Source organism: Achromobacter sp. ISS7, assembly GCF_056523125.1.
Genome location: NZ_JAWRZD010000001.1, coordinates 5,015,223 through 5,032,843, shown reverse-complemented (window position 1 = coordinate 5,032,843; position 17,621 = coordinate 5,015,223). Strand labels below are relative to the sequence as shown.

Genomic DNA, 17,621 nt, shown 5'->3' with positions numbered 1-17,621 from the left:
CTGGTATACCCGCCTGCGCACGAAGAATGCCCACAACCCGGCGCTATCGGTCTATGCTGTCGCTCTCGTCCCGGGACCGGCGGCCTGATCCAGGAGGGTGCGGACCGCCACGCGGGTGCCTCCGACCGGAGTTTTTTGCAGTGCGTCATATAACCCTATAATGACCCGATGAATCATTTGTCGCGCATCCTTCCCGCCGGCAACGTCGTCCTCGATATGCTCGCCACGAGCAAGAAGCGCGCGTTCGAACAGGCTGGCCTCCTCTTTGAAAACAACCACGGCTTGGCACGCGCACTCGTGTTCGACAGCCTGTTTGCGCGGGAGCGCCTGGGCTCGACCGCGCTCGGCCAGGGCGTGGCCGTGCCGCACGGCCGCGTGAAGGGCCTGGAGCAGGCGCTTGCCGCCTTCATCCGCCTGGCGCAGCCCATCACGTTCGACGCCCCCGACGGCCAGCCCGTATCGATGCTGCTCTGTCTACTGGTGCCCGAAACCGCCACGCAGCAGCACCTGGATATCCTGGCGGAACTGGCCCAGCTCATGTCGAACAAGGCGCTGCGCGAAGCGCTGGCCACCGAGACCGACCCGGCCGTCGTCCACAAGATGCTCACCACCGGCCAACTCTGACTCCTCGCGGAAACGCTGCCATGCTCACGGTGCAGGAACTCGTCGACGACAACGCCGACAAAATCCCCTTCAACTGGATTTCCGGCCAAGGGGCCGCGGACCGCGCGATTCCCGATGACGGCATGGCGGCCGCCGACCTGGTGGGCCACCTCAACCTGATCCACCCGTCGCGCATCCAGGTGTTCGGCCAGGAAGAACTGGCGTACTACACCCGCTTCGACCTGCGCCGCCGCATGCACCACATGGACGAGCTGCTGATCGGCGGCGTGCCCGCCATCCTGCTGGCCGACGGCCTGACGCCGCCGCAAGACCTGGTGGACCAGTGCGACCAGCACCAGGTGCCGCTGCTGTCCACGCCGGTGGCAGCCGCGCAGTTGATCGACCTGCTGCGCATCTACCTGGGCAAGAAACTCGCGCCCACCACCACCGTGCACGGCGTGTTCCTCGACGTGCTGGGCCTGGGCGTGCTGATCACCGGCGAATCCGGCCTGGGCAAGAGCGAACTGGCGCTGGAACTGATCTCGCGCGGCCACGGCCTGGTGGCCGACGACGCGGTCGAGTTCTCGCGCACCGCCCCCAACATGATCGAAGGCCACTGCCCGCAGCTGCTGCAGAACCTGCTGGAAGTGCGCGGCCTGGGCCTGCTCGACATCCGCACCATCTTCGGCGAGACCTCGGTGCGCCGCAAGATGCGCCTGAAGCTGATCGTGCACCTGGTGCGCGCCACGGCGCAGGACAAGTTCGAACGCCTGCCGCTGCAGGACATCACCCAGGACATGCTGGGCCTGCCGGTGCGCAAGGTCATGCTGCAGGTGGCCGCCGGCCGCAACCTGGCGGTGCTGGTCGAAGCCGCGGTGCGCAACACCATCCTCAAGCTGCGCGGCATCGACACCCTGGGCGAATTCATGGAACGCCAGGCGATGGCGATCCTGCAAAGCAGCAAGTGAACGCGCGTCGCCGCGCGGCACCGTGAGCCTTTACGAGAAACTCGCCAACGAGATCGCCAAGTCGATCCGCGATGGCGTGCTGCGCGTGGGCGACAAGCTGCCGTCGGTGCGCGACGCCTGCGCCAGCCGCGGCGTCAGCCCGTCGACGGTGTTCCAGGCCTACTACCTGCTGGAAGCGCGCGGCCTGATCCGCGCCCGCCCCCGCTCCGGCTATTACGTCAACGCGCGCGGCGACAGCCTGCCGCCCGAACCCGACACCTCCTGTCCCGACGGCGAATCGACCGAACTCGCGATCAGCGAGCGCATCTTCGACATCCTCGATTCGGTGCGCAACCGCGACGTCACGCCGCTGGGCTCGGCTTTTCCTTCCCCCCTGCTGTTCCCGCTGCCGCGGCTGGCCCAGGCCATGGCGGCGCATCTCAAGCGCCAGGACCCGCTGGACACGATGGAAGACCTGTCGCCCGGCAATCCCGGCCTGCGCCGGCAGATCGCGCTGCGCTACCTGATCGCCGGCATCAACGTGCCGGCCAACGACATCGTCGTCACCAACGGCGCGCTGGAAGCGCTCAACCTGTGCCTGCAGGCGGTGACGCAGCCGGGCGACACGGTCATCGTCGAGGCCCCCACCTTCTACGGCGCGTTGCAGGCGCTGGAACGCCACGGCCTGAAGGCGCTGGAAGTGCCCACCCATCCGCGCACCGGCGTCGACCTGGGCGCGATGGAAACCGCGATCCAGCGCCACGCGCCCAAGGCCTGCTGGCTGATGACGCAATTCCAGAATCCGCTGGGCAGCCTGATGCCCGAGGACAAGAAACGGCAATTGGTCGAACTGCTGGCGCGGCACCAGATTCCGCTGATCGAGGATGATGTCTACGGCGAGCTGTATTTCGGCGCGACGCGGCCGGTGCCGGCCAAGGCCTTCGACAAGCAGGGCCTGGTGCTGCACTGCTCGTCGTTCTCCAAATGCCTGGCGCCGGGCTACCGCATCGGCTGGGCCAGCGCGGGCCGCTACACGCAGCGCGTGCAGCGCCTGAAGCTGTCGTCCACGCTGTCGGCGTCGAGTCCGGCGCAGGGCGCCATCGCCGAATACCTGGAACAAGGCGGCTACGACCGCCACCTGCGCCGCCTGCGCGAAACGCTGCAGGCGCAGCAGGACCTGATGGCCAATGCGATCGCGCGCGAGTTTCCCGCCGGCACCCGCGTGACTCGGCCGCAGGGCGGCTTCTTCCTGTGGCTCGAAATGCCGGCGGCGGTCGATGCGCTGGCCCTGCACCGGCAGGCGCTGGCGCGCGGCATCAGCGTGGCGCCCGGCCCGATCTTCTCGGCCAGCGGCCAGTTCGGCAATGCGCTGCGGCTGAACTACGGCCATCCCTGGGACGATGCCAAGGCCGATGCCATCCGCGCGCTGGGCGAGATGGCGCGCGCGGCCTGCCAGCCGGCCGCGCGGCGCTCCTGATCAGTTGCGCGTCGAGGCGGCGCGGGCGCGCTTGACCTCCAGCGGTGTCACGCCGCCGGCCTCGTTGCCCCAGCTATTGCGGATGTAGGACACCAACATCGCGACGTCGTTGTCGTTCAGCAGTTGGCCGAACGGCGGCATGCCGTGCGGCCGCGGATTGGCGGCGGTGGCGGGCGCGAAGCCGCCGTCCAGCACCATGCGGATGGCATTGACCGGCGACGGCGCGGTCACCGTCGGATTGCCGGCCAGCGCGGGCCAGGCGCCCGCGCTGCCCTCGCCTTGCGGCTGGTGGCATTGCGCGCACTGCTGGCGGTAGATCTTGCCGCCCAGTTCCATGGCCGCCGGGGACGCCGGCGCGGCGGGCCGCGATGACGCCACGGGCGTGGCCGGCAACGACTTGAGATACACGCCCATCGCCAGCGCATCTGCCTCGGTCAGGTGCTGGGTGCTGCCCAGCACCACCTCGGCCATCGGACCGCTGGCGCTGGAATGCGCCGCCATGCCGGTGCGCAGCAACGCCGCGATATCTTCGGCCGACCAGCGCCCCAGGCCGGTCTGCAGGTCATTGGTCAGCGGCGGCGCGTACCAGTCCAGCATCGGGATGATGCCGCCGGCCAGGCCGTCGGCCGCGCGCGTGGCGCCCAGGCTGTTGCGCGGCGCGTGGCAGGCGGCGCAATGACCCAGGCCTTCGACCAGGTAGCGGCCGCGGTTCCACTGCGTCGACTGGCCCGGATCGGCTTCCTGCACGCCCGGCCGGAAATACAGCGCGCGCCAGGCGGCCAGCAACAGGCGCTGGTCATACGGGAAATCAAGTTCGGGCGCGCGGCTCGGCTGGTTCACCGGCGTGATCGTGCGCAGATAGGCGAACAGCGCATCGGCATCCGCCCGCGTCACGCGGGTGTACTCGGTGTACGGGAAGGCCGGATACAGCAGCGTGCCATCACGCGACTTGCCGTTGTGCAGCGCCTGCCAGAAGTCGTCCGCGCTCCAGGCGCCGATGCCGGTCTGCTCGTCGGGCGTGATGTTGGGGCCGTAGATCGTGCCGAACGGCGTCGGGATGGGCGTGCCGCCGGCATAGGCCTGGCCGCCGCGCGCGGTGTGGCAGGCCATGCAATTGCCGGCCAGCGCCAGATAGCGCCCGCGCTCGATGCGCTGCTGCGGATTGGTCGGGGCCGCGGCCGCGCCGGTGCTGGCGTCGTCGCGCGTGCCCAGCCAGTAGAGGGCGCCCGCCGCGATCACGGCCAGCGCCAGCAAGGTGCCCAGGATTCGCTTCATCAGTTTCATCCGTGCGCCCCTCAACGTTGCGCCTGGCTGCCGCACTCGGCGGGCAGGCGCAGGGCGCCGGCGGGCTCGGGCGCATAGGTGTCGGCCACCGGCTGCGACGACAGCCAGGCCGCCAGCGCGCCGATGTCTTCGGGCGTGAGCTTGTGGGCGATGTCCGCCATGCAGTCCGGCGCGGCGGCGCGGCGCAGGCCGTTCTTCCAGCTGCCGATCTGCGAGCCGACATAATCGCGCGGCAAGCCCAGCAGGCCGGGAATGGCCGGCAGCGCCCCGCCCAGCGAGGCGCCATGACAGGCGGCACAGGCCGGCAGGCCGCGGGCGGCGTCGCCCGACAGCGCCAGCTTGCGGCCGGCTTCGAGCGTGGCGGCCGAAACGTCGGCGCGCACCGGCGGCGGATACGGCACGTGCTGCGACGAGAAATAGGCGGCCATCTCGTGCAGATAGGCATCCGGCAGGCCCGCCAGCAGGTGCGCCATGGGCCGGTACTGGCGCCGGTCGTCGCGGAAGTTCAGCAACTGGTGATAGAGGTATTCCTGCGGCTTGCCCGCCAGGCGCGGGTAATAGCCGTCGGCGCCGGCGCGGCCCTGCTCGCCATGACAGGCCGTACAGGCCGCCACCCGGGCCGCCATGGTGCCGGGCTGCAGCACCTGGGGCGTGTCCTGGGCCAGCGCGGGCGCTGCCGAAAAGGCAACAACGGCGGCGGCCAGGAGGCGGGATTTTGCCCAGAACCGTGGCAGTGAAACACTACGAAAGGAAATGAAGGCTAACATCTAGGATCAGTTAACACTAAGTCGAATTCCAACCCCGAAGGCGCATGCCGGCGGGGCGCGTAGATGAAGCGGTCGCGTGCGGGTGCCCAAGCTTACGCCAGGCCCCGCAAGGCAGTACAGGCGCAGATTTGCAGTTTACGGCCATATCAGATGCCAACCCGCCGGCATCCTCCTGGAAAAGCGTGCCACAATCATGTCCATGTTGAAAGTCGTCCTCGTTACCGGCATCTCAGGCTCAGGCAAGTCCGTTGCCCTGCGCATGCTCGAGGACGCCAGCTACACCTGCGTCGACAACCTGCCCGTGCGGTTCCTGACCGAGTTCGTCGCCAATGCCCGCGATGACGGCCTGGAACGCGTCGCCGTCGCCATCGACGTGCGCTCGCCGGGCGAACTGGCCGAACTGCCTGACGTGGTCACCGCGCTGCGCGCCATGGGCACCAGCCTGCGCGTGGTGTTCCTGGACGCCAGCACCGACACCCTGGTGCAGCGCTATTCCGAATCCCGCCGCCGCCATCCGCTGACCGACCGCCTGCAACGCGGCGGCACCGCGCCGTCGCTGACCGACTGCATCGCGCTCGAACGCGAACTGCTGGCGCCGCTGCGCGAGCAGGAACACGTCATCGACACCTCGGAGCTGACGCCGGGCCAATTGCGCGCCTGGATCCGCGACCTGATCCAGGCCGACCGCGCGCCGCTGGTGCTGACCTTCGAATCGTTCGCGTACAAGCGCGGCGTGCCGCGCGACGCCGACCTGGTGTTCGACGTGCGCTGCCTGCCCAACCCCTATTACGACCGCAACCTGCGTCCGCTGACCGGCCGCGACGAACCCGTCGCCGCCTGGCTGGCGGGTTATGAACAGGTGGGGCTGATGATCGACGACATCACCGGCTTCCTGAACCGCTGGCTGCCGCAGTACACGCAAGACACCCGCAACTACCTCACCGTCGCCATCGGCTGCACCGGTGGCCAGCACCGTTCGGTCTATGTGGTCGAACAGCTGGCCAAGCGCTTTGCCGACCACGACCCGCTGCTGGTGCGCCATCGCACCCAACTGCCAGACGAATCCGCATGATCCTGTCCCGTCCGCTCCATATCCTGATGATGTTGCTGCTGGCCATTGCCGTGGCCGGCTGCTCTTCCACCGGGGGACGTAAAAAGGGCGGCGGGTACTACAAGGACGACGGCCCGGACGCCAACCCGCCGTCGAACCTGGACCAGGTGCCGGACGCGGTGCCGCGCATCGAACCCTACGCCAGCGGCGCCAACCGCCCTTACGTGGTGTTCGGCCAGCGCTATGTGCCGGACACCACCGGCCAGCCCTACAAGCGTCAGGGCATCGCCTCGTGGTACGGCAAGAAATTCCACGGCAACTCGACCTCGATCGGCGAGCCGTACGACATGTACGCCATGACGGCCGCCCACACCACGCTGCCGATTCCCAGCTACGCGCGGGTCACCAGCCTGGTCAACGGCAAGACCATCATCGTGCGGGTCAACGACCGCGGACCGTTCCACAGCGACCGCATCATGGACCTGTCGTACGTGGCGGCCTACAAGCTGGGCATCATCGGGCCGGGTAGCGGCCAGGTGGTGGTTGAGAGCATCCAGCAGGACGAGATCCGCCGCTGGGCCTCGCAGGGTCCGGCGCCCGAGCCCGCGTCCGCGACCGGCTCGACGCCGGTGGCCACGCCCGTCGCCGCCGCGCCGGTGGCGCTGGAACCGCAGCCGCTGGCGCAGCAACCGGCGCCCGCGCCGGGCAGCGCACCGGTGCGCCAGCCTGCGGCCGGCGGGATCGGCAACGTCTATCTGCAGGTGGGCGCGTTCAGCCAGCCGGCCAATGCGCAGTCGCTGGTCAGCCGCATCAATACCCAGTTGGGCGCGGCCGGGACGCCGCCCGCCGCGGTCGAGCAGACCAACAACCTCTACCGGGTCAAGATCGGCCCCTATCCGGATCGCCAGAGCGCCCTGAACGCGGTGCAGCTGGTGTCGGACCGCATCGGCATCACGCCCAGCATCGCCGCGCAATAACGCGGCGTCCGCCCGCTACGCCGGCGGCCAGTCGAACGACGGCTGCTCGAAGGGCAATTGCGCCTGGCCATCACAGACCCGCCGCGCGCGCGCATTGCGGCTCAGGTACTCGCTGCCTTCGTGCTTGAGCAGCGCCTGCTTGCGCGGCAGGCCGCCGCCGAAGCCGGTCAGCGAGGTATCCGCGCCGATGATGCGATGGCACGGAATGATGATGATGACGGGATTTCGCCCCACCGCCCCGCCGATGGCCTGGGCGCCCTTGGGCCGGCCGACGATGCGCGCCAGTTCGCCGTAGCTGGCGAGCTGGCCGAAATCCAGCTGGCACAAGGCGCGCCAGACTTCATGCTGGAACGGCGTGCCGACCGGATCCAGCGCCACCTCGAACTGGCGCCGCTGGCCGGCGAACCACTCGTCCAGCTCGCGCCGCGCCTGTTCCAGGATGGGATCGGCGTCTTTGCGGGTCCAGCCCTCGGCGGACGGCAGCAGGGTCTGGTCGGTGAACCAGGCGCCGCGCAGCCCCTTGGCGCTGGCGACCAGTCGCATTTCGCCCAGCGGCGTGGGGATGTCACGGTAGACGATCGGCTCCGCGGCGTCGCCGGGACGCTTGCGGGTCTCTGCGGTGTAGATCATGGCTCAGGAATTCTTGCGGGCCAGGGCCCGGGTGTACAGGACGTCGCGCGACAGGCCGGTGACCTTGGCGGCGATCTTCGAGGCGTCGCGCACCGACAGGGTTTCCAGCAGCGCATCGAGCAAGGCATCGGCGCGCGGATCGGCGTCTTCGTCGACCTCCTGGCCGGCCTGGGCATGCGCAATCAGCACGAACTCGCCCTGCTCGCGGTGCGCGTCGGCCGCCAGCCAGGCGGCGGCCTCGCCCAGCGGGAACGTGGCGATCTCCTCGAACCGCTTGGTCAGCTCGCGCGCCACGGTCAACAGGCGGGCGGGGCCGCAGACTTCCAGCAGGTCGGCCAGCGTCGCGGCCAGCCGGTGCGGCGACTCGAACATCACCACCGGCGCCGGCAGCGCGCACCAGGTGCGCAGCCAGCGCTGGCGCGCGGTGGCCTTGGACGGCGGAAAGCCGGCGAAGGCGTAGGCGGGATTCTCGTCGGTGGTGACGCCGCTGCCCATCAGCGCGGCGATCACGGCGCTGGGACCGGGCACCGGCACCACCGCGAAGCCGGCCTCGCGCACCGCGCGCACTACCCGCGCGCCGGGATCGCTGACCGCCGGCGCGCCGGCGTCCGACACCAGCGCCACGCGCTGGCCCTGGGCCAGGCGCTCGCAGATGGCCTGCGCCGCGGCGGCTTCGTTGTGCCGATGCGCCGCCATCAGCGGCGTGCTGACGCCCCAGGCATCCAGCAGCGTGCGGCTGGCGCGGGTGTCTTCGGCCGCGATCACGTCGGCGCGTTGCAGCGCATGCCAGGCGCGCAGCCCCAGGTCGCCCAGATTGCCGATCGGTGTGGCCACCACATACAGCGTCGAGGCGGGCCAATGCTGCCCGGCCACGCGTTCAGCGACGCGGGCCCAGGCATCGCCGGCCACCGGGGATGAGACATTTTGATTCATTGCTGCCTACTTACGCGGAAAACCATGCCAGTGTAGCCGCCATCGTCCCCCGTTTCGGAACTGGCATGCCGGATGACACATTCGCTTTCGAGCTGGCCCTGGCGGCGCGCCGCCGCGCGCAAAAACGGCGCCGGCGCGCCTCGACGCGCGCCACCGTCGACCCCCACCGCCCGGCGCCGCGGCGCTCGCCGCGCCAGCGTATCGGCGATGGCCACGAAGACGCCGCCCTGCGCCTGCTGCGGGCCGCCGGCCTGGTGCTGCTGGCCCGCAACCTGGGCTGCCGCGCGGGCGAGATCGACCTGGTCATGCGCGACGGCGACGTGCTCGTGTTCGTCGAGGTGCGCTCGCGCCAGGGCGACGCCTATGGCGGCGCGGCGGCCAGCATCGGCCGCGACAAGCAGGCGCGCCTGGCGCGCGCCGCGGCGCACTGGCTGCCGACCCTGGCCATGCGCCACTGGCATGGCGCCACGCCCGCGGCCCGCTTCGACGCCGTGCTGTTCGACGGCGGCCAGGTCCGCTGGCTGCGCGCGGCGTTCGAGCTGGCTTGATTTGGGTCCGCCCGTGAGATAATCGCGGCCATGGATATGACCTCTCGAATGACGTCGCACTTTCGCGACGCCATGGCCACGTACGAACAAAGCATGAACGTGCTGGCCGAGCCGCTGGCGATCGCGGTGGACGTGCTGTTTGGCGCCCTGGCCAACAACGGCAAGATTCTGGCTTGCGGCAACGGCGGCTCGGCCGCCGACGCGCAACATTTCATCGCCGAGCTGGTGGGCCGCTTCGAACGCGAACGCCTGCCCCTGGCCGGCATCGCCCTGAACACCGACACCTCGATCCTGACCGCCGTCGGCAACGACTATGGCTTCGACGAAGTCTTCGAACGCCAGGTGAACGCCTTCGGCCAGGCCGGCGACGTGCTGGTGGCCATTTCCACCAGCGGCAACTCGCCCAATGTGGTGCGCGCCATGGAGGCCGCCGCCAGCCGTGAAATGCACGTCCTGGCCCTGACCGGCAAGGGCGGCGGCGTCATGGGGGAACTCATTACGCCGATGGACGTCCATCTATGTGTTCCCAGCGATCGCACCATGCGCATCCAGGAAGTCCATATACTGCTGTTGCATGCGCTTTGCGACGGCATTGACGCTCTTCTGCTTGGAGACACCGAATGATTTCAGACGTCAGAACCGCCGCCCGCCCCCTGCTGCTCGCCGCGGCCCTGTCCGGCGCGGCCCTGTCGCTGTCGGCCTGCGCCCCCCTGATCGTGGGCGGCGCCGCCGCCACCACGGCGCTGGTGGTGACCGACCGTCGCACCTCGGGCATCCAGCTCGAAGACCAGAACATGGCCTTCAAGGCCCAAAGCCAGATCTCCCAGAAGCTGGGCGACACGGCGCGCGTCAATGCCATGGCCTATGGCGGCCGCCTGCTGCTGACCGGCGACGTGCCCACCGAAGAGGCCAAGTCCCAGGCCACCGCCATCGCCCAGGGCGTCGAGAACGTCAAGCAGGTGATCAACCAGCTGACCGTGGGCCCGATCGCGTCCTTCGGCGTGCGTTCGAACGACACCTGGCTCACCTCCAAGGCCAAGACCGCCCTGGTCAACACCAAGTACGTGCCCTCCGGCACCATCGCCGTCACCACGGACCACAGCGTGGTCTACCTGATGGGCAAGGTGACGCAGGCCGAGGGCGACTACGCCGCCAACGCGGTCGCCGACCTGGGCGGCGTCGCCAAGGTGGTTAAACTGTTCGAGACCATCAGCCGCGAGGAAGCGATTCGCCTGTCGAACAGTGGCAGCAAGTCGACCAACACTGAAACCAAGGCCCCCATCGAGAGCGACCCGAATGCCGCCAGCAGCAGCGGCGGCAGCGCGCCCAGCGGTGGCAGCGCCGTAGAGGCCATGCCCATCAAATGAAAAAAGCCATCGTAGCCCTGGCCGTCCTGGTGGCGGTCGGTATCGGCGCCTGGTTCGTCATGCGCCCGGCGCAGACCGCGCCCAACGTCACCTTCACCACGCTGGAAGGCAAGACCTTCTCGATGCAGGACCTGCGCGGCAAGGTGGTGCTGGTGAAGTTCTGGGCCACCAGCTGTGTCACCTGCGTCAAGCAGATGCCCGAAACCATCTCCGCCTATAACGAATACGCGGGCAAGGGCTACGAGGCCATCGCGGTCGCCATGGACTACGATCCGCCCAACTTCGTGCTGAACTTCACCGAAAGCCGCAAGCTGCCGTTCCCGGTGGCGCTGGACACCAAGGGCGACATCGCCCGCGCCTTCGGCGACATCCGCCTGACGCCCACCGCCTTCCTGATCGACAAGCAGGGGCACATTATCAAGCGCTACCTGGGTGAATACGACGTGGCCGAGTTCCACGCCACCGTCGAAAAGGCCCTGGCCGCGGGCTGAGTCCGCCCCGTCCGCCACGGCCCCCTGAACCGCCCGCTTGCCGGGCGGTTTTCATTTGACCGCGTCCGGACGCCGCCGGCAGCCAGCGCCGGACCGGGGCCTGGAGCCACCCGCCCCAAAAAGAAAACCGCCCGCATGCGCGGGCGGTTCTGGCGAAGCGGTCGGCCTGCGTCGCGATCAGAACGCCGGCACCACGGCGCCCTTGTACTTGTCGAGGATGAACTTCTTCACCTCGGGCGAGTGCAGCGCGTTGACCAGCTTCTTGATCCCCGGCGCGTCCTTGTTGTCGGCGCGGGTCACCAGGATGTTGGCGTAGGGCGAATCGGCGCCTTCGATGAACAGCGCATCCTTGGTCGGCACCAGGCCGGCTTCGAGCGCGTAGTTGGTGTTGATCAGGGCCAGGTCGACGTCATCCAGCGAGCGCGGCAGCATGGCGGCCTCGAGTTCGCGGAACTTCAGCTTCTTGGGGTTCTCGACCACGTCGGCGGCGGTCGCCAGGATGTTGGACGGATCCTTCAGCTTGATGATGCCCTGCTTCTGCAGCAGCACCAGCGCGCGGCCGCCATTGGACGGGTCGTTCGGGATGGCGACGATGGCGCCATCCTTCAGCTCGGCCAGGGTCTTGATCCTCTTGGAGTAGCCGCCGAAGGGTTCGACGTGCACCAGGGCGACCGGCACCAGCGTGGCCTTGCGGTCCTTGTTGAAGGTGTCCAGGTAGGGCTTGTGCTGGAAGAAGTTGGCGTCCAGCTGCTTGTCGGCCAGTTGCAGGTTCGGTTGCACGTAGTCGTTGAAGACCTTGATGTCGAGTTCCACGCCTTCCTTGGCCAGCTGCGGCTTGACCACTTCCAGGATCTCGGCGTGCGGGACCTGGGTGGCGCCCACCACGATCTTTTCGGCATGGGCGGCGGTGGCCGCCACCAGCAGAGCCGACGCCACCAGGGCGGAACGGACGAAATTCAAACGCATGAGTTGCCTCTTTTATAGGTAGAAATTGGGGGCAAATGCCCAGCCGGTGTGGAGAATCCCCCTCATGAGGGGCGCTCCGTTGCGAAAACGCCCCCAATTTACCCCAATGCCGGTTATTTGTCGGGCATATGAACATGGGTTTAAAGCATAAGAAACCTGCGGGGACTACAATCCGTCGTATGCTTGCGCTACCGCGTTGCCAACGCGTTCCTGTGCAGGCATTTTTTACTGCCGGACCCCACGCCCCCATGGGGGGCAATGCCATCGCGCCATCAGCGGCGCAGGCTTTCAACCTCTAACTTTCATACCCTACTTATTGCCGACTTAGCTGCCATGACCGACACCCCCGACCCTGCTGCCGTCTCGTCTCCTGCTGTCAAAGCCGCGGTGCTCTCCGAAGCGCTGCCTTATATTCGACGATTCCACGGCAAAACCATCGTGGTCAAGTACGGCGGCAACGCCATGACGGAAGAGCGATTGCAACGCAGCTTCGCGCATGACGTGGTGTTGCTCAAGCTGGTCGGCCTGAATCCGGTGGTGGTGCACGGCGGCGGTCCGCAGATCGACGACGCGCTGCGCCGCATCGGCAAGCAGGGCACCTTCATCCAGGGCATGCGCGTCACCGACGCCGAGACCATGGAAGTGGTCGAATGGGTGCTGGGCGGCCAGGTCCAGCAGGACATCGTCATGATGATCAACGAGGTCGGCGGCAAGGCCGTGGGCCTGACCGGCAAGGACGGCGGACTGATCCAGGCCCAGAAGAAGCTGATGGCCAACAAGGAGAATCCCGCCGAACCGATCGACATCGGCTTCGTCGGCGACATCACGCTGGTCGAGCCGGCGGTGGTCAAGGCCTTGCAGGACGACCAGTTCATTCCGGTCATCTCGCCCATCGGCTACGGTGAAGACGGCACCGCCTACAACATCAACGCCGACGTCGTCGCCGGCAAGATGGCCGAAGTGCTGGGCGCCGAAAAGCTGCTGATGCTGACCAACACCCCGGGCGTGCTGGACAAGGCCGGCAAGCTGCTGCGCAGCCTGTCGGCCCAGACCATCGACGAGCTGTTCGCCGACGGCACCATCTCGGGCGGCATGCTGCCCAAGATCTCGTCCGCGCTCGATGCCGCCAAGAACGGCGTCAACTCGGTGCACATCGTCGACGGCCGCGTGCCGCACTGCCTGCTGCTGGAAATCCTGACCGACCAAGGCGTTGGCACGATGATCAGCTCGCACTGATGCGAGCGCTGCGCACCCTGCTGCGGCCGGCGGTGCGCCAGCGCCGCTCGCGCCGCACCGCCACAGGCGCCCCCGGGCGCCTGTGGTTGTTTGATCTGGACAACACGCTGCACGACACCTCCCACGCCATCTTTCCGCGGATCGACCATGGCATGACCATGGCCGTGGCCGAGGCGCTGGACGTCGACGTCGATACCGCCAACGCCGTGCGCAAGCAGTACTGGCAGCGCTACGGCGCGACGATGATCGGCATGGTCCGCAACCATGGCGTCGACCCGCACGCCTTCCTGCACCGCAGCCACGACTTCGACGTCGACCCGCTGGTGCGCGCCGAGAAGGCGCTGGCCTACAAGCTGCGGCAACTGCCCGGCCGCAAGGTGCTGCTGACCAACGCGCCGCTGCATTACGCGCGCGCCGTGCTGCGGCGGCTGGGCATCCTGCGCCAGTTCGACAGCCTGTGGGCCATCGAGCACATGCGGCTGCACGGCGAGTTCCGCCCCAAGCCGTCGCCCGCGCTGCTGCGCTACGTGCTGGCGCGCGAAGGCGTGCCGGCGCGCCAGGCGGTGCTGGTCGAAGACACCCTCGCCAACCTGCGCGGCGCGCGGCGCGCCGGACTGCGCACGGTGCACGTATTCCATCCCGGCACGCCCTTTTCGCGCGGTCGCGCGCAGCGGCCGTCGTATGTCGACTTGCGGGTAAACTGCGTCAGTGATCTGCTGCTGCGCCGGCGTCCCTTGCGGGGCTAGCGCCCCCTCCCCCCACCCCTGCCTGCGTACCACCAGACCCGTCCATGGCGAGCAAACCCGGCGAGCGCAAGACCCAGATTCTGCAGACCCTGGCCGAGATGCTGGAGCAGCCGCACGCCTCGCGCATCACCACGGCGGCGCTGGCCGCCCGCCTGGCGGTCTCGGAAGCCGCGCTCTACCGACATTTCGCCAGCAAGGCGCAGATGTTCGAGGGACTGATCGAGTTCATCGAGACCAGCATCTTCACGCTGGTGAACCAGATCGCGATCGCCGAGCCCTACGGCCTGTCGCAGGCGCACCAGACGGTGTCGATGCTGCTGACGTTCTCGGAGCGCAACAAGGGCATGACGCGGGTGCTGACCGGCGACGCTCTGGTCACCGAGGACAACCGCCTGCAGGAACGGATCAACCACATCAATGACCGCATCGAGGCGTCGTTGAAGCAATCGCTGCGCATCGCCGTCACCGATGGCGGCCTGCCGCCCGAGGCCAACGTGGCCGCGCACGCCAGCCTGCTGACGCACCTGGTGCTGGGACGGTGGCTGCGCTATGCCCAGAGCGGCTGGCGCGTGGCGCCCACGCTGCACCTGGACGAACAATTGCGCCTGGCGCTGGGCTGACCCCATTCGCGCCATAACACGAACGAATTAACGGTCCCGCACGACTGTCGTTGCGTTATTTGTATGTTTTCATGCAACATTCGCAGGGTTGCGATTTTCGCGGGCGGACGAGCATAATCTCCGGATCGGTTTTCCGACAAGCACGATTGTCCCTCGAGTTGATATGCATCAATACGGGTTTTCCTTAATGCCGTCACGATCATTCTGTAGCGTCGGCACTTCGTTTTGATCCAGCCCAGGGCTGTGACGAGGTGCCGTCAGTTTGACCTCAACCGGAGATGGATATGACTGCGGAAACCGCTGTCCCTGCCTCGCAAGCCCCCAAGAAAGCCAAAATTCCGATCGGCCTGGTCGCCGGTTTCCTCGTCATGATCGGCGTGCTGATGATGCCCCTGCCGGCGGACCTGCCCGTCGCCGGCCATCGCATGTTGGCGATCCTCGCATTCGCGGTGGTGGTGTGGATCACGGAAGCCGTGTCCTACGAAGCCAGCGCGATCATGATCACGACGCTGATGGCCTTCCTGCTGGGCACCGCGCCCACCGTGAAGGATCCGCAGGTGCTGTACGGCACCTCCGCCGCCATCAGCATGGCGCTGACCGGCTTCGCCAACTCGGCGCTGGCGCTGGTCACCGGCGCGCTGTTCATCGCCGCGGCCATGACCTTCACCGGACTGGACCGGCGCATCGCGCTGGTGACGCTGTCCAAGGTCGGCACCAGCACGCGCCGCATCCTGATCGGATGTATCGCGGTGACCATCGTGCTGAGCCTGGTAGTGCCCAGCGCCACCGCCCGCAGCGCCGCCGTGGTGCCCATCATGATGGGCGTGATCGCGGCCTTCGGCGTGGACAAGCGCTCGAACATCGCCGCCGGCATCATGATCATCGTGGCGCAGGCCACCAGCATCTGGAACGTCGGCATCCAGACCGCCGCCGCGCAGAACCTGCTGACGGTCGGCTTCATGGAAAAGATGCTGGGCCAGCGCGTGGCCTGGTCGGACTGGCTGATCGCCGGCGCCCCGTGGTCGCTGATCATGTCGGCCGTGCTGATCATCATCGTCCTCAAGCTGCTGCCGCCGGAAAGCGACAGCATCGCGGGGGGCAAGGAAGCCGTCGAGAAATCGCTGCTTGAACTGGGCCCCATGACCGGCGCGCAAAAGCGCCTGATGGCCGTGTCCGTCATGCTGCTGCTGTTCTGGTCGACCGAAGGCAAGCTGCACAAGTTCGACACCACCTCGACCACCTACTTCGGCCTGGTCCTGCTGCTGCTGCCGCGCTTTGGCGTGATGACCTGGAAAGACGTGCAATCGCGCATCCCATGGGGCACCGTGATCGTGTTCGGCGTCGGCATCAGCCTGGGCACCGCGCTGCTGACCACGCAGGCCGGCCAATGGCTGGGCAACCAGGTGGTGGCGCATACCGGTCTCGACCATCTCGGCCCGCTGGCGATCTTCGCGATCCTGTCGGCCTTCCTGATCATCATCCACCTCGGGTTCGCCAGCGCCACCGCGCTGACCTCGGCGATGCTGCCGATCCTGATCTCGGTGCTGGCCACGCTGCCGGGCGACTTCAGCCGCCTGGGCATGACCATGCTGCTGGGCTTCGTGGTGAGCTACGGCTTCATCCTGCCGATCAACGCGCCGCAGAACATGGTGTGCCTGGGCACCGAAACCTTCAACGCCAAGCAGTTCGCCAAGGTCGGCATCCTGGTCACCATCATCGGCTACGCGCTGATGATGCTGATGGGCATGACCTACTGGCGCTGGCTCGGCTGGCTGTAAGGAGATCGCATCATGAAAATCTCCATTGCCCAAGCCAATGAATACGGCCGCCGCGTGCTGATGGCGCAAGGCGTGCCCGAGGACATCGCCCGCGACGTGGCCGAGCACCTGGTGGAGTCCGACCGGGTCGGCTACACCAGCCACGGCCTGTCGATCCTGACCAACTACCGGCGCGTGCTGAGCGAAGGCCTGGCGCAGGGCGACGGCCGCCCCGAGCTGCTCAACGACCGCGGCGCCATGCTGGCCTACGACGGCCACAACGGCCTGGGCCAGTACGTGGGCAAGGTCGTGATCGAGCAGGCCATCGAACGCACGCAGGCGCACGGCCAGTGCATCCTGACGCTGCGCCGCAGCCATCACCTGGGCCGCATGGGCCACTATGGCGAGATGGTGGCGGCCAAAGGCCTGATCCTGCTGGCCTTCACCAACGTGATCAACCGCGCGCCCACGGTAGCGCCGTTCGGCGGCGCGCGCGCCTGCCTGACGACCAATCCGCTGTGCTTCGCCGGCCCCCTGCCGGGCGGCCGCCCGCCGTTCATCGTCGACATGGCGACCAGCTCGATCGCGGTCAACAAGGCCCGCGTGCTGGCGGCCAAGGGCGAACAGGCGCCGCCGGGATCGCTGATCGACGCGCAAGGCAATCCGACCACGGACCCGGGCGCGCTGTTCACCGATCCGCCCGGCGCGCTGCTGCCCTTCGGCGGCCACAAGGGTTACGCGATGGGCCTGGTGGCCGAGCTGCTGGCGGGCGTGCTGTCCGGCGGCGGCACGATCCAGCCGGAACATCCACGCAACGGGGTGGCGACGAACAACATGTTCGCGCTGCTGCTGGATCCGCAGGTGGACTTCAATACCGACTGGCGCTCGATGGAAGTGGGCGCGTTCATCGACTACCTGCATGCCTGCCCGCCGCAACCGGGCGTGGACGGCGTCCAGTACCCGGGAGAGTACGAAGCCCGCAACCGGGAGCTGAACGCGGATTCCCTGGAATTCGCCCCCCCCATCTGGGAGGGGTTGAAGAAGCTGGCTGTGGACCTTGGGGTGTCTGACGCGTTGCCTTGAAGGTTTGTCGGGTGTTTGTGTTTGCGGGCGGCTTGAGGGTTCTTGAGCCGCCCGTTGCGTTGGCGGGCGGGGGCGGCGGGGCTACGATTGCGGTCCGGAGCGTTCGCTCCGGACTGCCCCTGCGTCAACCTCGTACGC

Annotated in this window: 19 protein-coding genes; 14 read left to right on the top strand and 5 right to left on the bottom strand. The window is 67.9% G+C overall.

Going from position 1 to position 17,621, the window contains the following annotated elements:
- Positions 1 to 168 precede the first annotated feature (168 nt).
- Genes AC1HFW_RS22850 through AC1HFW_RS22840 form a run of 3 tightly spaced genes read left to right on the top strand, consistent with a single transcriptional unit; the run spans position 169 to position 3,027 of the window.
- Positions 169 to 624, top strand: coding sequence for a PTS sugar transporter subunit IIA (locus AC1HFW_RS22850; RefSeq protein WP_006391807.1), 456 nt, complete (start codon positions 169 to 171; stop codon positions 622 to 624).
- A gap of 20 nt (positions 625 to 644) precedes the next feature.
- Entirely contained in the window at positions 645 to 1,571 is a 927-nt protein-coding gene (gene hprK, locus AC1HFW_RS22845; RefSeq protein ID WP_006216298.1) for an HPr(Ser) kinase/phosphatase, read from the top strand.
- Positions 1,572 to 1,593: 22 nt separating this feature from the next.
- The gene (locus AC1HFW_RS22840) at positions 1,594 to 3,027 is read left to right on the top strand and encodes an aminotransferase-like domain-containing protein (RefSeq protein ID WP_241074012.1); all 1,434 of its coding nucleotides are present in this window, start codon (positions 1,594 to 1,596) and stop codon (positions 3,025 to 3,027) included.
- Here AC1HFW_RS22840 and AC1HFW_RS22835 read toward each other — a convergent pair whose 3' ends face one another.
- Both AC1HFW_RS22835 and AC1HFW_RS22830 read right to left on the bottom strand, forming a co-directional pair.
- A complete protein-coding gene (locus tag AC1HFW_RS22835) occupies positions 3,028 to 4,311 on the bottom strand; it encodes a c-type cytochrome (RefSeq protein WP_479285288.1) in 1,284 nt (427 codons plus the stop codon). It abuts the gene before it with no gap.
- An 11-nt stretch (positions 4,312 to 4,322) separates the two neighbouring features.
- Complete coding sequence (locus tag AC1HFW_RS22830; protein ID WP_085943715.1) at positions 4,323 to 5,078, bottom strand: c-type cytochrome; 756 nt, start codon at positions 5,076 to 5,078, stop codon at positions 4,323 to 4,325.
- A gap of 199 nt (positions 5,079 to 5,277) precedes the next feature.
- Here AC1HFW_RS22830 and rapZ point away from each other — a divergent pair, with 199 nt between their 5' ends.
- Positions 5,278 to 6,150: an RNase adapter RapZ gene (gene rapZ / locus AC1HFW_RS22825; RefSeq protein WP_035361057.1), complete on the top strand. Its 873-nt coding sequence runs from the start codon at positions 5,278 to 5,280 to the stop codon at positions 6,148 to 6,150.
- On the top strand, positions 6,147 to 7,106 hold the full coding sequence (locus AC1HFW_RS22820; protein WP_006391812.1) for a septal ring lytic transglycosylase RlpA family protein: 960 nt from the start codon (positions 6,147 to 6,149) through the stop codon (positions 7,104 to 7,106). The genes rapZ and AC1HFW_RS22820 overlap by 4 nt, the downstream gene beginning before the upstream one ends.
- 15 nt (positions 7,107 to 7,121) lie before the next feature.
- On the opposite strand, the gene AC1HFW_RS22815 is transcribed toward AC1HFW_RS22820, so the two are convergent.
- Both AC1HFW_RS22815 and rsmI read right to left on the bottom strand, forming a co-directional pair.
- The gene (locus AC1HFW_RS22815; protein WP_479285287.1) at positions 7,122 to 7,736 is read right to left on the bottom strand and encodes a methylated-DNA--[protein]-cysteine S-methyltransferase; all 615 of its coding nucleotides are present in this window, start codon (positions 7,734 to 7,736) and stop codon (positions 7,122 to 7,124) included.
- 3 nt (positions 7,737 to 7,739) lie between these two features.
- Positions 7,740 to 8,669, bottom strand: a complete 930-nt coding sequence (gene rsmI, locus AC1HFW_RS22810) for a 16S rRNA (cytidine(1402)-2'-O)-methyltransferase (protein ID WP_479285286.1) — start codon at positions 8,667 to 8,669, stop codon at positions 7,740 to 7,742.
- 65 nt (positions 8,670 to 8,734) lie between these two features.
- Here rsmI and AC1HFW_RS22805 point away from each other — a divergent pair, with 65 nt between their 5' ends.
- The 4 genes from AC1HFW_RS22805 to AC1HFW_RS22790 are packed head-to-tail and all read left to right on the top strand — an operon-like array spanning position 8,735 to position 11,075.
- Positions 8,735 to 9,217 (top strand): YraN family protein, encoded by a 483-nt coding sequence (locus tag AC1HFW_RS22805; protein ID WP_061073044.1) that lies wholly within the window; start codon positions 8,735 to 8,737, stop codon positions 9,215 to 9,217.
- Positions 9,218 to 9,247: 30 nt separating this feature from the next.
- Positions 9,248 to 9,841 (top strand): phosphoheptose isomerase, encoded by a 594-nt coding sequence (locus AC1HFW_RS22800; RefSeq protein ID WP_006389868.1) that lies wholly within the window; start codon positions 9,248 to 9,250, stop codon positions 9,839 to 9,841.
- Positions 9,838 to 10,584 (top strand): BON domain-containing protein, encoded by a 747-nt coding sequence (locus tag AC1HFW_RS22795; RefSeq protein ID WP_006391816.1) that lies wholly within the window; start codon positions 9,838 to 9,840, stop codon positions 10,582 to 10,584. Before AC1HFW_RS22800 ends, AC1HFW_RS22795 begins: the two co-directional genes overlap by 4 nt.
- Positions 10,581 to 11,075 (top strand): peroxiredoxin family protein, encoded by a 495-nt coding sequence (locus AC1HFW_RS22790; protein WP_006391817.1) that lies wholly within the window; start codon positions 10,581 to 10,583, stop codon positions 11,073 to 11,075. The genes AC1HFW_RS22795 and AC1HFW_RS22790 overlap by 4 nt, the downstream gene beginning before the upstream one ends.
- Before the next feature lie 177 nt (positions 11,076 to 11,252).
- On the opposite strand, the gene AC1HFW_RS22785 is transcribed toward AC1HFW_RS22790, so the two are convergent.
- The gene (locus AC1HFW_RS22785; RefSeq protein ID WP_479285285.1) at positions 11,253 to 12,041 is read right to left on the bottom strand and encodes a MetQ/NlpA family ABC transporter substrate-binding protein; all 789 of its coding nucleotides are present in this window, start codon (positions 12,039 to 12,041) and stop codon (positions 11,253 to 11,255) included.
- 333 nt (positions 12,042 to 12,374) lie between these two features.
- Between AC1HFW_RS22785 and argB the strand changes: the two genes are divergently transcribed.
- The 5 genes from argB (at position 12,375) to AC1HFW_RS22760 (ending at position 17,483) form a co-directional block, all read left to right on the top strand.
- Positions 12,375 to 13,277 carry an acetylglutamate kinase gene (argB, locus tag AC1HFW_RS22780; RefSeq protein ID WP_006391819.1) on the top strand — a complete coding sequence of 301 codons (903 nt, stop codon included), beginning with the start codon at positions 12,375 to 12,377 and terminating at the stop codon, positions 13,275 to 13,277.
- Positions 13,277 to 14,023: a pyrimidine 5'-nucleotidase gene (locus AC1HFW_RS22775; protein WP_116522254.1), complete on the top strand. Its 747-nt coding sequence runs from the start codon at positions 13,277 to 13,279 to the stop codon at positions 14,021 to 14,023. The genes argB and AC1HFW_RS22775 overlap by 1 nt, the downstream gene beginning before the upstream one ends.
- A gap of 44 nt (positions 14,024 to 14,067) precedes the next feature.
- The gene (gene slmA / locus AC1HFW_RS22770; RefSeq protein ID WP_006391821.1) at positions 14,068 to 14,643 is read left to right on the top strand and encodes a nucleoid occlusion factor SlmA; all 576 of its coding nucleotides are present in this window, start codon (positions 14,068 to 14,070) and stop codon (positions 14,641 to 14,643) included.
- A 284-nt stretch (positions 14,644 to 14,927) separates the two neighbouring features.
- Positions 14,928 to 16,421 (top strand): DASS family sodium-coupled anion symporter, encoded by a 1,494-nt coding sequence (locus AC1HFW_RS22765; protein ID WP_006391822.1) that lies wholly within the window; start codon positions 14,928 to 14,930, stop codon positions 16,419 to 16,421.
- Between the two features lie 12 nt (positions 16,422 to 16,433).
- The gene (locus AC1HFW_RS22760; protein WP_479285284.1) at positions 16,434 to 17,483 is read left to right on the top strand and encodes an Ldh family oxidoreductase; all 1,050 of its coding nucleotides are present in this window, start codon (positions 16,434 to 16,436) and stop codon (positions 17,481 to 17,483) included.
- Positions 17,484 to 17,621 lie beyond the last annotated feature (138 nt).